General features: G+C 64.6%; 17 protein-coding genes, 2 tRNA genes and 1 pseudogene. 6 read left to right on the top strand and 14 right to left on the bottom strand.

Features of this window, described 5'->3' with window-relative positions; genetic code table 11:
- Nucleotides 1-28 precede the first annotated feature (28 nt).
- From RMQ73_RS13100 to RMQ73_RS13085, 4 genes are all read right to left on the bottom strand, one after another.
- Entirely contained in the window at nt 29-403 is a 375-nt protein-coding gene (locus tag RMQ73_RS13100; RefSeq protein WP_310498733.1) for a hypothetical protein, read from the bottom strand.
- Nucleotides 400-1,779 (bottom strand): leucyl aminopeptidase family protein, encoded by a 1,380-nt coding sequence (locus RMQ73_RS13095; protein ID WP_310498732.1) that lies wholly within the window; start codon nt 1,777-1,779, stop codon nt 400-402. The genes RMQ73_RS13100 and RMQ73_RS13095 overlap by 4 nt, the downstream gene beginning before the upstream one ends.
- Complete coding sequence (gene rimO / locus RMQ73_RS13090; RefSeq protein WP_310498734.1) at nt 1,776-3,068, bottom strand: 30S ribosomal protein S12 methylthiotransferase RimO; 1,293 nt, start codon at nt 3,066-3,068, stop codon at nt 1,776-1,778. The genes RMQ73_RS13095 and rimO overlap by 4 nt, the downstream gene beginning before the upstream one ends.
- Nucleotides 3,069-3,168: 100 nt before the next feature.
- The gene (locus RMQ73_RS13085; protein ID WP_310498731.1) at nt 3,169-4,110 is read right to left on the bottom strand and encodes a M23 family metallopeptidase; all 942 of its coding nucleotides are present in this window, start codon (nt 4,108-4,110) and stop codon (nt 3,169-3,171) included.
- Between the two features lie 204 nt (nt 4,111-4,314).
- Here RMQ73_RS13085 and RMQ73_RS13080 point away from each other — a divergent pair, with 204 nt between their 5' ends.
- Nucleotides 4,315-4,938 carry a PEPxxWA-CTERM sorting domain-containing protein gene (locus RMQ73_RS13080; RefSeq protein ID WP_310498730.1) on the top strand — a complete coding sequence of 208 codons (624 nt, stop codon included), beginning with the start codon at nt 4,315-4,317 and terminating at the stop codon, nt 4,936-4,938.
- A gap of 34 nt (nt 4,939-4,972) precedes the next feature.
- Here RMQ73_RS13080 and surE read toward each other — a convergent pair whose 3' ends face one another.
- Together surE and serS are read right to left on the bottom strand one after the other, a co-directional pair.
- Entirely contained in the window at nt 4,973-5,746 is a 774-nt protein-coding gene (gene surE, locus RMQ73_RS13075) for a 5'/3'-nucleotidase SurE (RefSeq protein ID WP_310498729.1), read from the bottom strand.
- Between the two features lie 10 nt (nt 5,747-5,756).
- On the bottom strand, nt 5,757-7,037 hold the full coding sequence (gene serS / locus RMQ73_RS13070; protein WP_310498728.1) for a serine--tRNA ligase: 1,281 nt from the start codon (nt 7,035-7,037) through the stop codon (nt 5,757-5,759).
- A 111-nt stretch (nt 7,038-7,148) separates the two neighbouring features.
- On the opposite strand from serS, the gene RMQ73_RS13065 reads away from it, so the two are divergent.
- From RMQ73_RS13065 to RMQ73_RS13055, 3 genes are all read left to right on the top strand, one after another.
- Nucleotides 7,149-7,826 carry a DUF3426 domain-containing protein gene (locus RMQ73_RS13065; RefSeq protein WP_310498727.1) on the top strand — a complete coding sequence of 226 codons (678 nt, stop codon included), beginning with the start codon at nt 7,149-7,151 and terminating at the stop codon, nt 7,824-7,826.
- Between the two features lie 98 nt (nt 7,827-7,924).
- A complete protein-coding gene (locus RMQ73_RS13060; RefSeq protein WP_310498726.1) occupies nt 7,925-9,145 on the top strand; it encodes an acyl-CoA dehydrogenase family protein in 1,221 nt (406 codons plus the stop codon).
- Nucleotides 9,146-9,305: 160 nt separating this feature from the next.
- Nucleotides 9,306-9,392 (top strand) — tRNA-Leu (locus RMQ73_RS13055).
- A 103-nt stretch (nt 9,393-9,495) separates the two neighbouring features.
- On the opposite strand, the gene RMQ73_RS13050 is transcribed toward RMQ73_RS13055, so the two are convergent.
- The 6 genes and pseudogenes from RMQ73_RS13050 to nth form a co-directional block, all read right to left on the bottom strand.
- Nucleotides 9,496-9,870: a hypothetical protein gene (locus tag RMQ73_RS13050; RefSeq protein ID WP_310498725.1), complete on the bottom strand. Its 375-nt coding sequence runs from the start codon at nt 9,868-9,870 to the stop codon at nt 9,496-9,498.
- Nucleotides 9,871-10,034: 164 nt separating this feature from the next.
- On the bottom strand, nt 10,035-10,517 hold the full coding sequence (locus RMQ73_RS13045; protein WP_310498724.1) for a hypothetical protein: 483 nt from the start codon (nt 10,515-10,517) through the stop codon (nt 10,035-10,037).
- Nucleotides 10,518-10,545: 28 nt separating this feature from the next.
- A pseudogene (locus tag RMQ73_RS14305) lies at nt 10,546-10,647 on the bottom strand (PEPxxWA-CTERM sorting domain-containing protein); the annotation flags it as partial.
- A 1,850-nt stretch (nt 10,648-12,497) separates the two neighbouring features.
- Nucleotides 12,498-12,574: transfer RNA gene (locus RMQ73_RS13035), tRNA-Arg, on the bottom strand.
- Between the two features lie 53 nt (nt 12,575-12,627).
- Entirely contained in the window at nt 12,628-13,041 is a 414-nt protein-coding gene (locus tag RMQ73_RS13030) for a hypothetical protein (RefSeq protein WP_310498722.1), read from the bottom strand.
- Between the two features lie 111 nt (nt 13,042-13,152).
- On the bottom strand, nt 13,153-13,797 hold the full coding sequence (nth, locus tag RMQ73_RS13025) for an endonuclease III (RefSeq protein ID WP_310498721.1): 645 nt from the start codon (nt 13,795-13,797) through the stop codon (nt 13,153-13,155).
- 99 nt (nt 13,798-13,896) lie between these two features.
- On the opposite strand from nth, the gene RMQ73_RS13020 reads away from it, so the two are divergent.
- A complete protein-coding gene (locus RMQ73_RS13020; protein ID WP_310498720.1) occupies nt 13,897-14,373 on the top strand; it encodes a DUF2244 domain-containing protein in 477 nt (158 codons plus the stop codon).
- Nucleotides 14,374-14,375: 2 nt separating this feature from the next.
- On the opposite strand, the gene dapB is transcribed toward RMQ73_RS13020, so the two are convergent.
- A complete protein-coding gene (gene dapB, locus RMQ73_RS13015; RefSeq protein WP_310498719.1) occupies nt 14,376-15,176 on the bottom strand; it encodes a 4-hydroxy-tetrahydrodipicolinate reductase in 801 nt (266 codons plus the stop codon).
- 104 nt (nt 15,177-15,280) lie between these two features.
- Between dapB and RMQ73_RS13010 the strand changes: the two genes are divergently transcribed.
- Nucleotides 15,281-15,976 carry an NAD-dependent deacylase gene (locus RMQ73_RS13010; RefSeq protein ID WP_310498718.1) on the top strand — a complete coding sequence of 232 codons (696 nt, stop codon included), beginning with the start codon at nt 15,281-15,283 and terminating at the stop codon, nt 15,974-15,976.
- Here the strand turns inward: RMQ73_RS13010 and RMQ73_RS13005 are convergent.
- Nucleotides 15,973-17,181 carry an MFS transporter gene (locus RMQ73_RS13005; RefSeq protein WP_310498717.1) on the bottom strand — a complete coding sequence of 403 codons (1,209 nt, stop codon included), beginning with the start codon at nt 17,179-17,181 and terminating at the stop codon, nt 15,973-15,975. The two genes, RMQ73_RS13010 and RMQ73_RS13005, sit on opposite strands and share 4 nt — an antisense overlap.

Below are 17,181 nucleotides of genomic sequence, written 5' to 3'. Positions count from 1 at the left end.
CATAGGGCAATTCCATCAGCGCCGCTGCCTAGATGCAGGCCTGTGCGAACACCGGCGCGCGGCGGGCGGTGACATGATGCGTTGGCGCCGCCCCCGGATCGCCAAGGGCCGCCAGGGGCACCCAGCCGATATAACGGTCGGCCATTCGGCGGCCAAACGCCCAATCGCCGACGACATCGGCCAATGCAAAGCCTTCGCCAAACAGCAGCTCGCTCACGGCCTCGGCAGTCTCGCCGGGGCCGACGCGTATCATCACGCGCGGCGCAGTGCACACCAGCGGCAGCGGCTCGATATAGCGCATGGCGCCGACATCGCCGGCCAGCGCCACTTCGACCACATCCGGCCCGGCGAACCATTCGCGTTTGTCAAAGGCCGCGCTCGGCCCCTTCAGCACCCAGCTCATGCCCAACGGTCCCGGATCATCGCCCATGCAGCGCGCAGGCCCAGCGCCTCGCCGCCCTTGGGCCGGCCAGGGCGCGGCGCCGGGTTCCAGGCAAAGGTGTCGACATGGCCCCAGGGCACACCGGCTACAACAAAGCGTTCGAGGAACAGCCCGGCGGTGATGGCGCCGGCAAAGCCGCCATCAGGAGAATTGACCATGTCGGCCACCGAAGATTTCAGCATGTCGTTATAGGGCGCCCAAAGCGGCAGCCGCCACAGCGGATCGCCGACGCGCAACCCGGCGGCCAGCCAGTCTGCGGCCAGCGCGTCGTCATTGGCCATCATCGCCGGCAGCTGCGGCCCGAGCGCGACCCGGGCAGCGCCGGTCAGCGTGGCGAAATCCAGCAGCATCGCCGGCGCGTCCTCGCACGCCAGCGCCAGCGCATCGGCGAGCACCAGCCGGCCTTCGGCATCGGTGTTGGTGACCTCGACCGTTTTGCCGGCACGGGTCGCCAATATGTCGCCGGGGCGCATCGCATCGCCCGAAATGCTGTTTTCCACTGCCGGGATGATGAGCCGCAGCCGCACCGGCAGGTTGGCTTGCATGACCAGCCGCGCCAGCGCCAGCGCATGGGCCGCGCCGCCCATGTCCTTCTTCATCGCCGCCATGGCGCCGCCCGGCTTGATGTTCAACCCGCCAGTGTCGAAGGTGACACCCTTGCCCACCAAAGTCAGCCGGGGATGCGCTGCGTCACCCCATGTCATGTCGATCAGGCGCGGGCTGCGCGAGGCCGCCCGGCCCACGGCATGGACGGCGGGAAAGTTCTGCGTCAGCAGCGCCTCGCCCTTGACGATGTTGACGATGCCGCCAAATCGTTTCGCTTCGGCGCTGACGGCCTCGGCCAGTTCGCCCGGACCCATGTCGGATGCAGGCGTATCGACAAGATCGCGCACCAGCGCCACCGCTTCGGCCTCGGCCACGGCAGGTGAAATCGCACCGAGGCTGCCAGTGAGCAGCACGCGCGCGCCAGGGTCGCCATCAGGTTTCTTGTAGCGCGTGAACCGGTGCTGCGCGAGCAGCCAGCCAAGGCCGGCGGCGCCCAGATCCGCCATCAGCCGATAGCGTCCTGCGGGCAATTTCGTCGCCGCCGCTGCCAGCGCGAAGGGCGCGATCGCACCTTCGGAAACGCCGGCCAGTGCCGACCATTCGCCGGGCGCGTCGCCGGGAATCAGCGCCACTTCATCGGGCTTGGCCTTGAAGCCCTGTGCCGCAACAAAGGCGCGCGCGCGTTCGGATGCTGCTCGCAGCCAGTCGTCAAGGCCAGCGGCAGTGACCAGCACCAGCGGCGTAGCCGGACCCGCATCGCTGGCAATGAGCAGCGCGGCAAAATCGGTCACGCCGGCACCCCGAACAGATCGGCCTCGTCGCTGTCCTCGATCAGGACTGTGATGATGTCGCCGACATTGACGCCGCCGGCATCGCGCAGGAGCACCTGTCCATCAATTTCGGGGGCGTCGTACTTGCTGCGACCGGTGGCGCCGCCCTCGTCATCCACATCGTCGATCAGCACATCCAGGGTGCGGCCGACCTTGGCGGCAAGCCGGGCCTCCGAGATCGCCGATTGCCGCGCCATGAAACGGTGCCAGCGTTCTTCCTTGATGTCCTCGGGCACGGCGCCGGGCAAGGCGTTGGCGGCGGCCCCTTCGACCGCCTCGTATCTGAAGCAGCCGGCACGGTCGATCTGCGCCTCGCCGAGCCAGTCCAGCAGATACTGGAAATCGGCTTCGGTCTCGCCGGGAAAGCCGACAACGAATGTGGAACGCAGCGCCAGATCGGGCACCATAGTGCGCCAGCGCGCAATGCGCTCCAGCACCTTGGCGTCATTGGCCGGGCGCCGCATGGCACGCAGCACGCTGGGGCTGGCATGCTGGAAGGGAATATCGAGATAGGGCAGCAACAGCCCATCGGCCATCAGCGGGAACAGGGCGTCCACATGCGGATAGGGGTAGATATAATGCAGCCGCACCCAGGCGCCGAGCTGGCCCAGTTCACGCGACAGGTCGGTGATATGGGCGCGCAAGTTCCGGCCACCCAGTGATGATGTGGCATGGCGCAGATCGACACCGTACGCCGATGTGTCCTGCGCGATGATGAGCAGCTCCTTGGCGCCGCCCTTCACCAATGCTTCGGCCTCCCGCAGGATCGCTGCCGGTGGCCGGCTGGCAAGGTCGCCGCGCAAGGACGGGATGATGCAAAAGGCGCAGCGATGGTCGCAGCCTTCGGAAATTTTCACATAGGCGTAATGGCGCGGCGTCAGCTTCAGGCCGGCGTCGGGAATCAGGTCGAGATAGGCGGACTTCACCGGCGGCGCCGCATCACGCACCGCCGACACCACCGCTTCATATTGCTGCGGGCCGGTGACGGCGAGCACGCCCGGAAAGCGCGCACGGATGACGTCGGCTTCATGCCCCATGCAGCCGGTGACGATGACCTTGCCGTTTTCGGCCATGGCCTCGCCGATGGCGTCGAGGCTTTCGGCCTTGGCGCTGTCGAGAAAGCCGCAGGTGTTGACGATGACGACATCGGCGCCGGCATAGTCGCCCGACAGCGCATAGCCATCGGCACGAAGCTGGGTAAGGATGCGTTCGGAATCGACCAGCGCCTTGGGACAGCCAAGCGACACCATGCCCACACGGGGTGCGTCGGCAAGGGAGAGGGGAGCGTCGGCAAAGGACAGGGGGAGCGTGGTTGTCATGGGGCGCCCTTAACCGAGCGCGCCGGCAATGTCACCGCCCGCCGATGACGCGCTGCGGGTCGATGGGCGTGCGGCCGCGCCGCAATTCGAAATGCACCTGTGGCTCGGCGACGGCGCCGGTCTGGCCGGCGCGGGCAATGACTTCGCCGGCCGCGACGCGCCTGCCGCGCGCCACCAGCACAGCCTCGTTATGGCCATAAGCGGACACCCAGCCGCCAGCGTGCTTGACGAGCACGAGATTGCCAAAGCCGGGAATGGCATCGCCGGCATAGGCGACAACGCCGTCGCCGGCGGCGCGCACGGCCTGGCCGGCGCTGGCCTTGAGGTTGACGCCGTCGTTAAAGCGGCCGCCGGGCTTGGCGCCAAAGCTGGAAATCACGCGGCCCTCGACCGGCCAGCGGAAGGTTGGCGCATCGCCGACGAGTGCTGGCAATGGGGCCGGCTGTGGTACTGGCGCTGTCGGCGGCGTGCGGCGAGGCGAGGCCATGGCCGGGCCGCCGCGCGCCGGTTCGCCGCCAGTCACGATCGTGTCGATATCAAGGGCAAAGGCGCGCGCCCTTTGCTCCATGCTCATCGACGCGACGCGCGCGGCGGCCTGGGCCGCGCCCGGCAAGCGCAGACGCTGCCCGACTTCGATCGCATAGGGCGGCGACAAGCCGTTCAGTGCGACAAGATCGGACCACGGCAGGCCATAGGCGCGGGCAATGGCAATACCCGTTTCGCCGGACTTTACCGTGTGAATGCGACCTGCCGGCGTCGTCACGGCATCGGGCACGACGCGCCGCGCCGTCCACGCCGGCCTGGCTGGGGCCAATTTGCCGGACGAGGCGGCGCCGACTGGCGGCACAGCAGCCGGGCGGGGCGGCGGAGCAGCGCGCCTAGCCGGCAGGCCGCCATATGACCCGCATCCGACCAGCAGCAACGCTGCCATGGCCGGCCAGGCGCCAGACCGAAACGGGTTGCTGCGAGACATGACTCGCTGTGTAGCGGCGACGCCTGCGGAGGGAAAGCACGACAAAATGAATGAAAAGTGTCGGAATAGTTTACAACTGTGGAATCCTGCCGACTTGGCCTGCCGGGCAAGTGGCTAGAATCGCGACCGGTTCAAATGGCGTCGATGGTTGGCACGGGCTTTGCATGGTTAATCGCGACCCGATCTCCGGGGGAGGATCATGCCATGAAGACACTTGCCAGTCTGACCGTCATTGCAGCCGCCTTGATGACCGCCGCGCCCGCCCAGGCGGTTGTGGGCTATGCCGATAGCGTTCTCGCATATTTCAACTCCGGCGCGGGCCCGTTCCCCGGTCCGTATGGCGGGACGTTCCCGGGCAGTTTCCCGGTGCCTGTGTCAACATCGGTCGTCCTGGGACCGGACGGTGCGGTGTCGGATTTCCTGTCCTTGCCGACGGGCAGCTTTGTCACCGTTGGTTTTACCGATGAAACCGTGATCGACGGCATCGGCAACGACATTTTCATCGGTGAGGTCGGTGCGGCGGGGGAACGCGCCAATGTGTTCGTTTCGTCCGATTTCATCAATTTCGTGTTTCTCGGCGTGGCGCTGGACAGTGCATCGACCGCCTTTGACCTTGCCAGCATCGGCTTTGCCAGCCCGGTGCGCGCCATCAAGATCGTAGGGCTGGACAATTTCGGTGGATCGCCGGGTTTTGATGTCGCCTTTATCCAGGTGTTGCCGGGCTCGATCGGTGCTGCCGTGCCGGAACCGGCCAGTTGGGCGATGCTGATCGCCGGCTTTGGCCTAGTCGGCGCGTCGATGCGGCGCCGCAAGGCTGTGACAGCGTGAGGGAATGCGGCGGCGGGACACTCCCGCCGCCGTATCACTCGGCCAGCGGCGTCAGTGCGCCGCGAAGCGCCCCCATGGTCTGGTAATGCGTCATGTCGAGGTGCAGCGGTGTCACCGAAATGCACGCCTCGTGCATGGCCTTGAGGTCCGTCTCATGGCCTGGCACCAGCTTTTCCTTGCCGAAACCATGCCAGTAATAGGGAAAGCCGCGCGGATCGATGCGCTTGACGAGGTGGATGTTGCCATAGTCGCGAAAGCCCTGCTCGGTAACGCGCACGCCCTTCACGTCGCCGGGTTTCACGGGCGGGAAATTGATGTTGATGAGCACGCCGTCCGGCCAGTCGATCGTCAGCACACGGCGGATGATATCGGGACCATGGCGCAGCGCGGTCGAAAAATCCTCCATGCCGGCGGTATAATCGGCCATCACCTGAGACAGCGCGATCGAACGGATGCCGGCCAGGCAGCCTTCCATCGCTGCCGATACGGTGCCGGAATAGGTGACATCCTCAGCCAGATTGCCGCCGCGATTAACGCCTGACAGGATCAGGTCGGGCTTGAACCCCTCCATGACCGCGCCCAATGCCAACATGACGCAATCGGTCGGGGTGCCCTTGACGGCATGGCGGCGCGGGCCAACCTCGCGCACGCGCACCGGCTGCGACAATGTCAGGCTGTGGCCGGCGCCGGACTGTTCCTCAGCGGGCGCAACGACCCAGACATCGTCGGACAATTGTGCCGCAATGGCCTCAAGCGTGACGAGGCCGGGCGCGTTGATGCCGTCATCGTTGGTGACCAATATGCGCATGATGGTTCCTTTATTCCGGTCGCAGGACGGTGATGCCGCCCATGTAGGGCAACAGCACATCGGGCACGATGACGCTGCCATCGGCCTGTTGGTAGTTTTCGATGACCGCGACCAGCGTGCGGCCCACGGCCAGGCCGGAACCGTTGAGCGTGTGGACAAAGCCGCGCGTGCCCTTTTCGCCCGCGCCCTTGATGCGCGCGTCCATGCGCCGCCCCTGGAAATCGCCGCAATCCGAGATCGAGCTGATTTCGCGATAGGCGTTCTGGCCGGGCAGCCAGACTTCGAGGTCGAAGGTCTTGCGTGCGCTGAAGCCCATGTCGCCGGTGCACAGCATGATGCGCCGGAACGGCAGGTCGAGCGCCTTGAGAATCGCTTCGGCGCTGGTCACCATATGGGCGTGTTCCGCCTCTGCCTGTTCCGGACCGCAGATGGTCACCAGTTCGCACTTTTCGAACTGGTGCTGGCGGATCAGGCCGCGCGTATCACGGCCCGCGCTGCCGGCTTCGGAACGGAAACACGGTGTCAGCGCCGTCATGCGCAATGGCAGGCTGGCGGCATCGACGATCTCGCCCATCACCAGCGTCGTCAGCGACATTTCCGCCGTCGGAATCAGATAGCGTCCGTCGGTTGTCTTGAAGAGGTCTTCCTCGAATTTGGGCAATTGCCCCGCGCCATAGGCGGCGGCCTGCCCGACCAGCAACGGACCCCATGTTTCGGCAAAGCCATGGTTGCCGGTGTGCGTGTCGATCATGAACTGTCCAAGCGCCCGGTGCAGCCGCGCCAGCGGCCCGCGCAGCACGGCAAAACGTGCGCCGGAGATGCGGGCTGCAGCTTCGGGGTCATATCCCAGCCTTGCAGCGACGACGTCATGTTCCAGCGGTGCAAAATCGAACGGCCGCAGCCGGCCCCAACGATGAATTTCGACGTTGCCGGTCTCGTCGGGGCCGTCGGGCACATCAACGGCTGGCGCATTGGGAATGGTGGCCGTGGCCGCCTCGACCGCGGCCGCCGCCTCGCGCTCCTCGGCCTCAAGCGCCGGCAGCTGTTCCTTGAGAGCGGCGACTTGCGCCATCAGCGGCGCAGCGGCCGCTTCGTCCCGCCGCGCCTTGGCCTGGCCGATGTCGCGGCTGAGTTCGTTGCGGCGGGCGAGCGCCGCCTGCATCTGCGTTTGCACGGCGCGCAGCCGGGCATCGGCGGCGAGGATCGGCGCCGAGGCACCAAAAATGCCCCGCCGCGCCATTTGCGCATCAAAATCTGCCGGTGCCGAGCGGATGGATTTGAGATCGTGCATGTCCGGGCTTTGCCGGAGCATGACGGTTGAGGCAAGCCGTGCCGCGTTCAGGGCGATCAGCAGCCGCAAGGGGGCTTCACGCCGGCGCGGAAAATCCCCTAAGGTGTGCGGGTGATAGTGACCTGCCCCAATTGCGGCGCCCGTTATCGGCTGGATGTGGCCGTGGTGGCACGCCGTGCCCGGCTGAAATGCGCCGGGTGCGCCCATCGCTTTGTTCCCGAAGAAGAAATCGACGAAGATGAAGCCGTGGCCGAAGTGCAGGAGGAACTGCGCATCGCCGCCGCCCCGGCTCCGGAGGCCCCGGCTTCAGCCGAGCAGCCGCCAGAGCCCGCGCGGGAACAAGCCGCGGCCGCCGACGCGGCCGCATACGGCTTTGCCTGGGGCAAGACGCTTGCGGCCCTTGTGGTCGGCGCGGCGCTGACCGTGGCCGCAGCCGGGCTTTGGGTCGGCCGCGTCGATCCGGCCGGCATCCCTTGGCTTGGGCCGATGCTGGAACGGCTGGCCCCGACGCCGCCAGGCCTGAAAGTCACCGTCAGCGGCAAGGTCCGCACACTTGCGTCCGGACAGACCATCCTCGAAGTGAGTGGCAGCATCATCAACCCGGCCAGCGAATCGCAGGCGGTGCCGGAACTCGAAGCCCGGTTGCTGGGTGCCGATGGCAGCGAGCGACGCTGGACGATTTCGCCGGCAGCCGTGCGGCTGGCGCCCGGGGCAATGACAGGGTTTTCCGGCACGATTACCGATGTGCCGGGCACTGCGAGCCGCATCCAGATAAGGTTTGCGTCCTGACCAGCCGCATGGCGCTTTGCGTCCTATCCCTATTTGCCGGTGGATTTGCAGCCCCGGGCATGACACGAAGCCTGTAACCATTATGAGGGAGAGCACGCGTGATCTTTGAATACAGCGACAAGACCAAGTCCTACATCGAGCGCGTGCGCGCCTTCATGGACGAGCACATCTATCCCAACGAAGAGCGTTACCACCACGAGGTTGCGACCGGCGAGCGCTGGAAGGTGCTGCCGCTCATCGAAGAGCTCAAGCCCAAGGCCCGCGAAGCCGGATTGTGGAACATGTTCCTCAACATTTGCGCCCATGACGAAGGTGAATGGAAAGGCCCCGGCCTGACCAACCTCGAATATGCGCCGCTCGCCGAGGAAATGGGCCGCGCCGGTTGGTCGTCCGAGGTTTTCAACTGCTCCGCGCCCGACACCGGCAACATGGAAGTGCTGCGCACCTACGGCACCGAAGCGCAGAAGCAGCGCTGGCTCAAGCCACTGATGAACGGCGAGATTCGCTCTGCCTTCCTGATGACCGAGCCAGCGGTTGCTTCGTCGGATGCCACCAACATCGAAACCTCGATCACGCGCGACGGCGATGAATATGTCGTCAACGGCCGCAAATGGTGGTCGTCGGGTGTCGGCGACCCGCGCTGCGCCATTGCCATCGTGATGGGCAAGACCGATCCGTCAGCGCCCCGCCACAGCCAGCAGAGCCAGATCCTGGTGCCGCTCGACTCGCCGGGCATCACCAAGCTGCGCCCGCTCAGCGTGTTCGGTTATGACGACGCCCCGCACGGCCATTTCGAGGTCATCCTCGACAATGTTCGCGTGCCTGCCGACCATATCATCCTTGGCGAAGGCAAGGGCTTCGAGATCGCGCAGGGCCGCCTGGGTCCGGGCCGCATCCACCATTGCATGCGCTCCATCGGCGCCGCCGAACGCGCGCTCGAAAAGATGGTCAAGCGCCTGAAATCCCGAGTCGCCTTCGGCAAGCCGATTTCGGAACACAGCCTGTGGCACGAGCGCATCGCCGATTCGCGCATCGCCATCGAACAGGCGCGGCTGCTGACGCTCAAGGCCGCCTATATGATGGACACGGTCGGCAACAAGGGCGCGGCCAATGAAATCGCCATGATCAAGGTGGTGGCACCCAACATGAGCTGCCTCATCCATGATCACGCCATCCAGGCGCATGGCGGCGGCGGCGTCTGCCAGGACTATGGCCTCGCCAGTGGCTATGCCGGCCAGCGCACGCTGCGCCTCGCCGATGGTCCGGACGAAGTGCACCGCCAGGCAATCGCCAAGAACGAACTGCGCCGTTACAACTGACCGCCAAAGGGACTGGGCCGGGACGGCGCTGAAATCGCGCCGTCCCGGCAAATCGCCGCCGGTCAGTGCAGCAATTGCGCAAATCGGCTTGCGCCGTCATCGGCCCCCTGCTAACCGCGCCTTTCTATCGGACGGGGCCAGCCCCCGTATCCTTGGTCGTGCGGCCATGGCGGAACTGGTAGACGCGCAACGTTGAGGTCGTTGTGGCCGAAAGGCCGTGGAAGTTCGAGTCTTCTTGGCCGCACCAACCAACCCCGTGTACCCGCGCAAACCGGCACGCCGGGGGCAAGCCCCCACGGAAATTGCCCGAACCCGCGAAGTGCCATGGCCCCGCCAGTCAGCAGCCGGCTCTAGCCGCAGCGGATCAGCTTCACCCGGCGGCCGCGCTCCAGCGTATAGTTTTCAGCCGCTTTTTCGCCGTGCCGATGGACCGAAAGATGCATCGTATCGCCTTCGACATGGCCGTCGAAATGCGCCTTTGCCATTGCGGGCGCAGCGTCGGCTGGCGTCGGCCCGCCGGTGAAGCTGTCATAGCGGCCGAGGACAACGAACTTGCCGGCGGCATCGGGACGAACTGGCATGTCGATGATCGCCGAGGCGCAGGCCAAATCCAGCTTGCCGCCGGTTTCAGTGAGTTGCAGCCGCACTTGCGGCCCGCCCCAGTCGCCCGTCAACGGCGGCACTGATGGCACAGAGGGCGGCGCGGCATGTGCTGACGATATCATCAAGGCGACCCCTGCAAAGACTATCAACAATCCAACCGATCCCGGCGTGCGACGTTCCATCGATTGGTGCCTTTGCAATTGCCAAACTCCAGCACGTCAGACGAAAGGCGCCTGTTCCGGCTTCGGAACCCTGGACGCTATCTTCTGCCCGCCACCGATCACAATCAACTGCAGTCCGGAAATTTGATCGCGGCGCCGCGCTTGAGAACATAGCGTGTCTCGCCCGGACGATCGGCAAGGCGCACGATCAGCACCAGTGTATTGCCGCTGATCTTGCCCTTGAATGACGCCAGTTGATCACGGGGCGCAATATCCGAAAGCCGGTAGCCGGAGGTTTGGCGATTGAAATATCCTGTCGCAGCGAAGGTGCCGGACCTGTCCGGAAATACCGGCCCGGTGATCTTGCCGGCGGCGCACTTGCCCTGAACGACATAGCCGATCCGTGCCGGCCGCAATCCAAAGCCATCCCCCGCCCAGATACCAGCCAGTTGTTGCGGCGACGACGGAGCGGCTGAAGCGATCAGCAGGGCGAACAGGGCAATCACGGTGTTGGATACATCACTGGTCTGGCTCGCATTTTGGGCTGCGGGAATGTGCGATGAAACGGCAATGGATGGAGCCTTGCGGCACCGCCCATCGCCTTCCATCGAAATCGCATGCAAGCATCCTGTTGGATCAAGTGCCTGCAGTTGCCAAGCGGCGTTGGCGGCGGCTTACCGCACCGACAAGCCCAAAGCCGGCGATGAGCAGAGCCCAGCTTTGCGGCTCGGGCACGCCGCCAAGAGTCAGTTGGGCGATATAGGTGCCCCAGCGTGAACCGCCGGTGCCGCCCGGATGACCGAAAATGCCCAGATTATATTCGCGCGCAAAGGTACCCGTGATCCAGAAGCCGTGGGAAGACCCCGGATCAAGCGTTACCGAGGAGTAATCGGCCCAGCGCTGACGGCCGGCGGCCACCCCGCCATAGAGCGCGCCATTGTGGTAATCATCGGTGTCGCTGATGCGCAGGATGATCTCGTCGCCCGTCGAAACGAGCTGGCCGGCTGCATTGGTGTGGAAAGTCCGCGCCGCAAGCGTGATCTTGCCATCGGCACCAAGGCCCGAGCGGTTGTAGCTGATGACCACCTGGCCGAGCCTGTTGACCGCCAGCGAGCCCTGATAGAAGTCATGGGACCCGTCGCCAAGGCTGCCTTCGTCGAGCACGGCGTTGGTTGCGGAATCGAGGATGGTGTAGCGCACAGATGTGAAATCGCTGCCATTTTCAGTGACGGTATGGACACTGTAGATCTTGCCGTCGTTTTCAAAGGCGCTGCTGCTGATCTGATCGCCGAACGTGTCGATGATGCGGCGGTTGGCGGCAATGCCGTTCGGCAACGCCGGATTGCCGATGATGGCGTCGGCCCCCGGCTGGCGCCCGAAGTCGTTGAAGGTATAATCGGTGCCGATGGTCGTGCTGCTGGTCGCGGTCCGCACCGCGCCGGCAGTGCCGGCACCGATGATGTCATAACGCGTCAGACCGAAATCGTTGATCGAAGCGGCGATGATATGGCCAACGCCATCGGTGCTTTCGCTGCTGTTGACACCCTGGATAGCGAAACCGCGGGTAAAATCGTCAGTAGCGAAATTGCCGGTAAAAGCTGTGCGGAACTGGACATTGTTGACGACGTTGGGACCGCCCGCAGAAAGAATGTCCGATAGCGGGATGACGTTGAGCGTCGTGCCGCGAAAGTTGACCGGGCCGCCCACGGTCGAGGCGGCAAAATCGTTGGTGCCGATGTAGACGGCATTGTTGTCAACTGCCAGGGTCGGATAGTCGGCAAGTGTCCGTCCGCCGGGGACCAGTTCCGCAAAGCCTTCGAACTTTGTCGACTTCCAGGTGCCAAGCGCGTCACCGGTGTCGGAAACCGCCACCAGAATGTCCTTGGTGTTCGGGCCGAACGAAATTGCGATGAACTTGTTGGCCTGGGCGTTGTAGATGACGCGCTGGTCGCCATTGGGCACGCCGGCCTGGCCGGCAGCCTGCCAGAATGCGGTATCGGAACTGAACAGCGAACGCGTCCCCGTCGCTTTGTTATAGACCGCAAAGCCACCGTTGGTGAACTGGACATACTGGCTGCGCCCAGCGGCACCGATCGTGTCTGGCGGTATGAAATTGCGGGCAACCGCTGCGACATCATACTGGCTGATGCCTTCAAAGCCGATGGTCAACGTTCCCTGATTGAAGACCGTGTTGCCAACGCCATTGGGGTCGAGCCCGAAAACCTGCCCGGCATCGGTGTTGATCGCCGCCGGCCGCCTGGTGAGGAAGTATTTCTGTTCGATCAGCTGGGCACTGGCCACTGATGGCAACACCGCCGCCGTTGCCAAAGCCGCGAGCATGACGCCGCGGAAAACCGTTACGTTCATGGTCAAATCCCCCTTGCCGACTCGACACCTACGTCAAGTGTTAAGGAAGTGTTTACCTTGATGACCGTTGCGACAAGTTGCCATTTTGCAATATCTGTCGGTTCGGTCTTGCGAGTTGAGAGAAATCTGAGCCGATTCAAGTCGGTGGCACTGTTTGTGAAAAGCTGCTTCCCGAAGACGCAATCCGAGTGCGGACTTCGCAGCATGAGCCATTGATTTAATGGTGCACCCGACAGGATTCGAACCTGTGACCCCTGCCTTCGGAGGGCAGTACTCTATCCAGCTGAGCTACGGGTGCGAGCCGAACGGGTGTTAGCAGCGGTTCGGGGCTTGCGCCACAAGAGATTGGGGTCAGTCGCCCTTGGCGCTCTTGCGGGTGCGATCGCGGTTTGCAGGCGTGTCCGGCCCGATATTGACGAATTTGCCAAGGCCGCAACTGGCGCCCTGGCGCACGCCGAAGGATTGCTGGAACACGGTGATGATATCGACGCTGCACAGCTGCGGTATCGATGTGGCGTAGCTGAAGGCGCGTTCAAAGCCGAGCATGGGGCAGGCGTTGGGCAGGGTGTTGCGCCAGACAGTGCCATCGCGCGTGATGAAATCGACCGTTTTGTCGTCTACCACACGGGTCTGGCGAATGGTCTGGATGGGCAGGCACGAGCGGGTGATGGCAGCGGTCTGCACGGATGTTTGCTGTTCAGGTTCTGCGCTGTACGGCGCCGCAGCAAGTATGGCGCTGGCAAATGCCAACACAAGTCCAGTCATCGGACTCTCCCGCCAATCATTCAAACACTACGCAACTGATACTGAAAGGCTGGGTACGCATGGCGCCTTGAACGCAATGTGAACGCGGCAGCATGTTCGGCGCACTGTTCATCATGTCGCGGCGTCGGGAACCTTTTGGTCGAACCGGCACAGATCCGCGACCGAACATGCGCTGCATTTGGGGCTGCGCGCCGTGCAGACATAGCGGCCATGCAGGATAAGCCAGTTATGGGCGCCGCGTCGCCATGGGGCTGGCACACGCTTTTCCAGCCCGGCTTCGACAGCAGCCGGGGTCTTGCCTGGCGCCAGCCCTGTGCGGTTCGACACCCGAAAGACATGGGTGTCCACCGCGAAGGTTTCCTCCCCGAACAGCACATTGACGACGACATTGGCGGTTTTTCGACCAACACCCGGCAGGCTTTCCAGGGCATCGCGACAGCGCGGCACCTGGCCTTCATGGTCGCGCTCAAGGATCTGCGACAGGGCGATGACGTTCCTGGCCTTGGTATTGAACAGTCCGATAGTGCGAATGTGCGCCTTGAGGCCGTCCTCGCCCAGCGCCAGCATCTGCGCCGGCGTCGTCACTGCTTCGAACAGGCGACGCGTCGCCTTGTTGACACCCACGTCGGTCGCTTGCGCCGACAGCACGACGGCGACCAGCAGCTGATAGTCGTTGGTATAGGCAAGCTCGGTCACGGGATCAGGCGCGGACGCAGCCAGGCGGGCGAACAGCTCGGCAACATCGGCGCGGGTCATGTGTCGGGCACGGGTTCGGACGGGAGTTTGGGGCATGGCCAGCATGTGACGCTTTGGGGGGTGCCAAGTCCAGCGCGTGCCGCGTAAAAAGTTGCTGCTATGCTTCTGGACCTCACCCTGCGCCCCAACCGGTCGTTCGATCGCCGTCATGCCCGGTGGCTGATCGCTGCGGTTGGCGGCTTGTTTTTCCTGGGCGGCCTGCGATTCCTCGCGCTCGGGGCCTGGCCGATCCTGCCGTTCATGTTGGCTGATGTGCTGTTGCTGCTCTGGGCGTTTCACAGCAATTATCTGTCAGGCGGCGGGCATGAGCATCTGGCGCTGGGCGGCGATGACCTGACGTTGACCCAGGTGTCACCGCTAGGAGCAGTGCGCGTTACCCGGCTGGAGCCTTATTTCACCCGGGTTGCCGTTGAGGAAACGCCGCTGGGCGACGCCCACCTGTTTCTGGAATCGCGTGGGCGGCGCCTGGCAGTGGGATATTTCCTGTCGGCACCTGAACGCCGCGATGTGGGCGCGGTCATTGCAGCCGCGCTCAGTCGTTACCGCGCAGGCGGGGCTTTGCCGGCAAGCGTCTGACATCAGATCCCCAGAACGTCGCGCATCGCATATCTACCCGCAGGCTTGCCCGCGAGCCATGCGGCAGCCTTGAGCGCGCCGCGCGCGAAGATGTCGCGATTTTCGGCGCGGTGGATGATCTCGATTCGCTCGCCTTCGCCGGCCAGCAGGACCATGTGATCGCCCGCCGCGCTGCCGCCGCGCAGGCTGGCAAAGCCGATCTCGCCGGTTTTGCGGGCGGCGTCCATGCCGTGCCGGCCAGATACATGGTTGCCGGCCAAAGTGATACCGCGCCCGCGCGCCGCCGCTTCGCCAAGCATCAATGCGGTGCCTGACGGCGCATCCAGCTTCATGCGGTGGTGGAGTTCGGCAATTTCGAGGTCCCAATCCGGGCCGAGCGCGCGTGCAGCTTGCTCGACAAGCTTTGCCAACAGGGTGACACCAAGGCTGGTGTTGGCGGATTGCAGGACGGGGATACTGCGCGCGGCGGCGTCGATCAGGGCGTGATGGCGTGTTTCCAGACCGGTCGTGCCCACGACCAGCGCCTTGCCGGCATCGCAAGCGGCCGTAATCGCAGCATCAAGCGCGGCCGGGCTGGTGAAGTCGATCAGCACATCGGCTTGATGCGCCAACGGCCCGATATTGGAGCAGACAGTGATTTCCGGCGCGAATGGCGGCCCGACGGGCAAGCCTACTGCGGGATGACCGGCGCGCTCGGTGGCGCCGGCCAACACCAGCCCCGGCGCATTGCCAAGCTGATGGATGATGGCCTGGCCCATGCGGCCGCCAGCGCCCAGCACGCCGATCCTGATGTCTTTGGTCATGTGGCTGTTGTGCTCCCTCCGGCGGTTTGGTGCAACACAGCGGCGTTGGCACAGCACCGCGCAATGACTTGGGATTCGCGGCAGCCCTGCCTAGAAAGGCAGCCATGATCCGCAACATCGTCATCCTGACCGGAGCCGGCATTTCAGCCGAAAGCGGCGTGCCGACGTTTCGCGCTGCCGACGGCCTGTGGGAAAACCACCGGATCGAGGATGTGGCGACGCCGCAGGCCTTCCGCCGCAACCCTGCCCTGGTGCAGCGTTTCTATGACGAGCGCCGTGCCAATCTGGCCGGCGTCGCCCCCAACCCGGCCCATCACGCGCTGGCGCGGTTGGATGCGGCCTGGGACGGCGAATTGCTGCTGGTCACGCAGAATGTCGACGATCTGCACGACCGGGCGGGTTCGCGCCGCATGTTGCACATGCACGGCGAACTGAAATCGGCGCTGTGCACCGGTTGCGGCGCGGCACGGGCCTGTAGTGGTGCGCTGTCGGGCGATCCCGCCTGCCCGGCCTGCGGGCGCAGCGGCACTTTGCGCCCTGACATCGTGTGGTTCGGTGAAATGCCCTATCACATGGACCGGATCGAGGCCGCGATAGACGCCTGCGACCTGTTTGTATCCATCGGCACGTCGGGCGCCGTGTATCCGGCGGCGGGCTTTGTCGGCTGGGCGCGGGCCGCAGGCGCGCGGACGCTGGAAATCAATCTGGACCCCTCGGCGGGCACGCCGATGTTCGACACGGCCCGCCACGGCCCAGCCGGCATATTGGTGCCGCGCTGGGTGGATGAAATTCTCGGCTAAAGTTGTGTGGCCTCGATATTGGGCTGCATCACCTGCACGAATGCCGTGGCGATCAGATAGGCACAGGCGCTCCAGGCGAACATCGGCCAATAACCGACACCGTTGGTCAGGCACCATCCCGCCAATTCGATGATCCCCAACCCCGTCAGGTTGCCGGCGACTGCGCCGGCAGCCATGACGCTGCCGACCCGCGCGGCCGGCACAGTATCGGCGGCAAGGCCAAAGACATTGGTCGAAAAACCCTGATGGGCAAACAGCGCCATGCCGATGAGCAGCGCCGCCGTCCACGGGCTATCTGCGCCGATAGCGAGCGGGATCGGCACGATCAGCGCGGAATAGAGCAACATCGAGGTCTTGCGCGCGCGGTTGACGCTCCAGCCCAGACCGATCAGCTTGCCGAACAGCCAGCCGCAGGACAGGGCGCCCGCTGCCGCCATTGTGTATACCAGTGCAATCGGCCCACCGAGATCGGCCTGGCTCATCTTGAACACGCGCGCGAAGAAATCCGGCGTCCAGAACAGCATGAACCACCAGACGCAATCGGTCAGGCCCTTGGCGCCCACGATGGTCCAGGTACGGTGGTCAGAAAGCAGCTCCGACCAGTTGGTGCGGCTGCCCGAAGCGCCAGCAGCTGCAGCGACGGGTACCAGCCGCCGCGTGCCCCACACCCAAAAGGCCAGCCAGACAAAGCCCAAGCCACCCGTTACCAGAAACGCCGCCTGCCAGCCGAATGCCAGTGCGAACGGCGGGATCAACAACGGCGTGATGATGGCGCCGATGTTGGGGGCGGTATTGACCAACCCAAGGCCCAATGACCGTTGTTTCAGCGGCAGATAGGTTGCCGCCGCCTTGACCGCAGCCGGCGTATTGACGCTTTCGGCGACCGCGAGAACAGAGCGTGCAATGACGAATTGCGAGACAGACTGTGCGGCGGCATGGCCCATGCCAGCCATGCTCCAGATCGCAACGGCAACGCCATAAGCCAGCCGCACCCCGAACCGGTCGACGAACCAGCCAACAGCAAGCAGCGCGCCGGCGGCCGACAATTGGAACACCGATCCCAAATGGGCGAAATCCTGGTCTGTCCACTGGAACGTGGCTTCCAGGGTCGGCTTCAGCAGGCTGAGCACCTGGCGGTCGACATAGTTGAGCGCGGTGCCAGTGAACAGCAAGGCGATCAGAGCCCAACGCGAAGCGTCAGACAT

Origin of the sequence: Sandarakinorhabdus sp. (assembly GCF_031430775.1) — a bacterium.
In the GTDB taxonomy this organism is placed as follows: Bacteria; Pseudomonadota; Alphaproteobacteria; order Sphingomonadales; family Sphingomonadaceae; genus Sandarakinorhabdus.
Note: the sequence above shows the minus strand (reverse complement) of the source record. Positions and strands in the feature narration are given on the sequence as shown.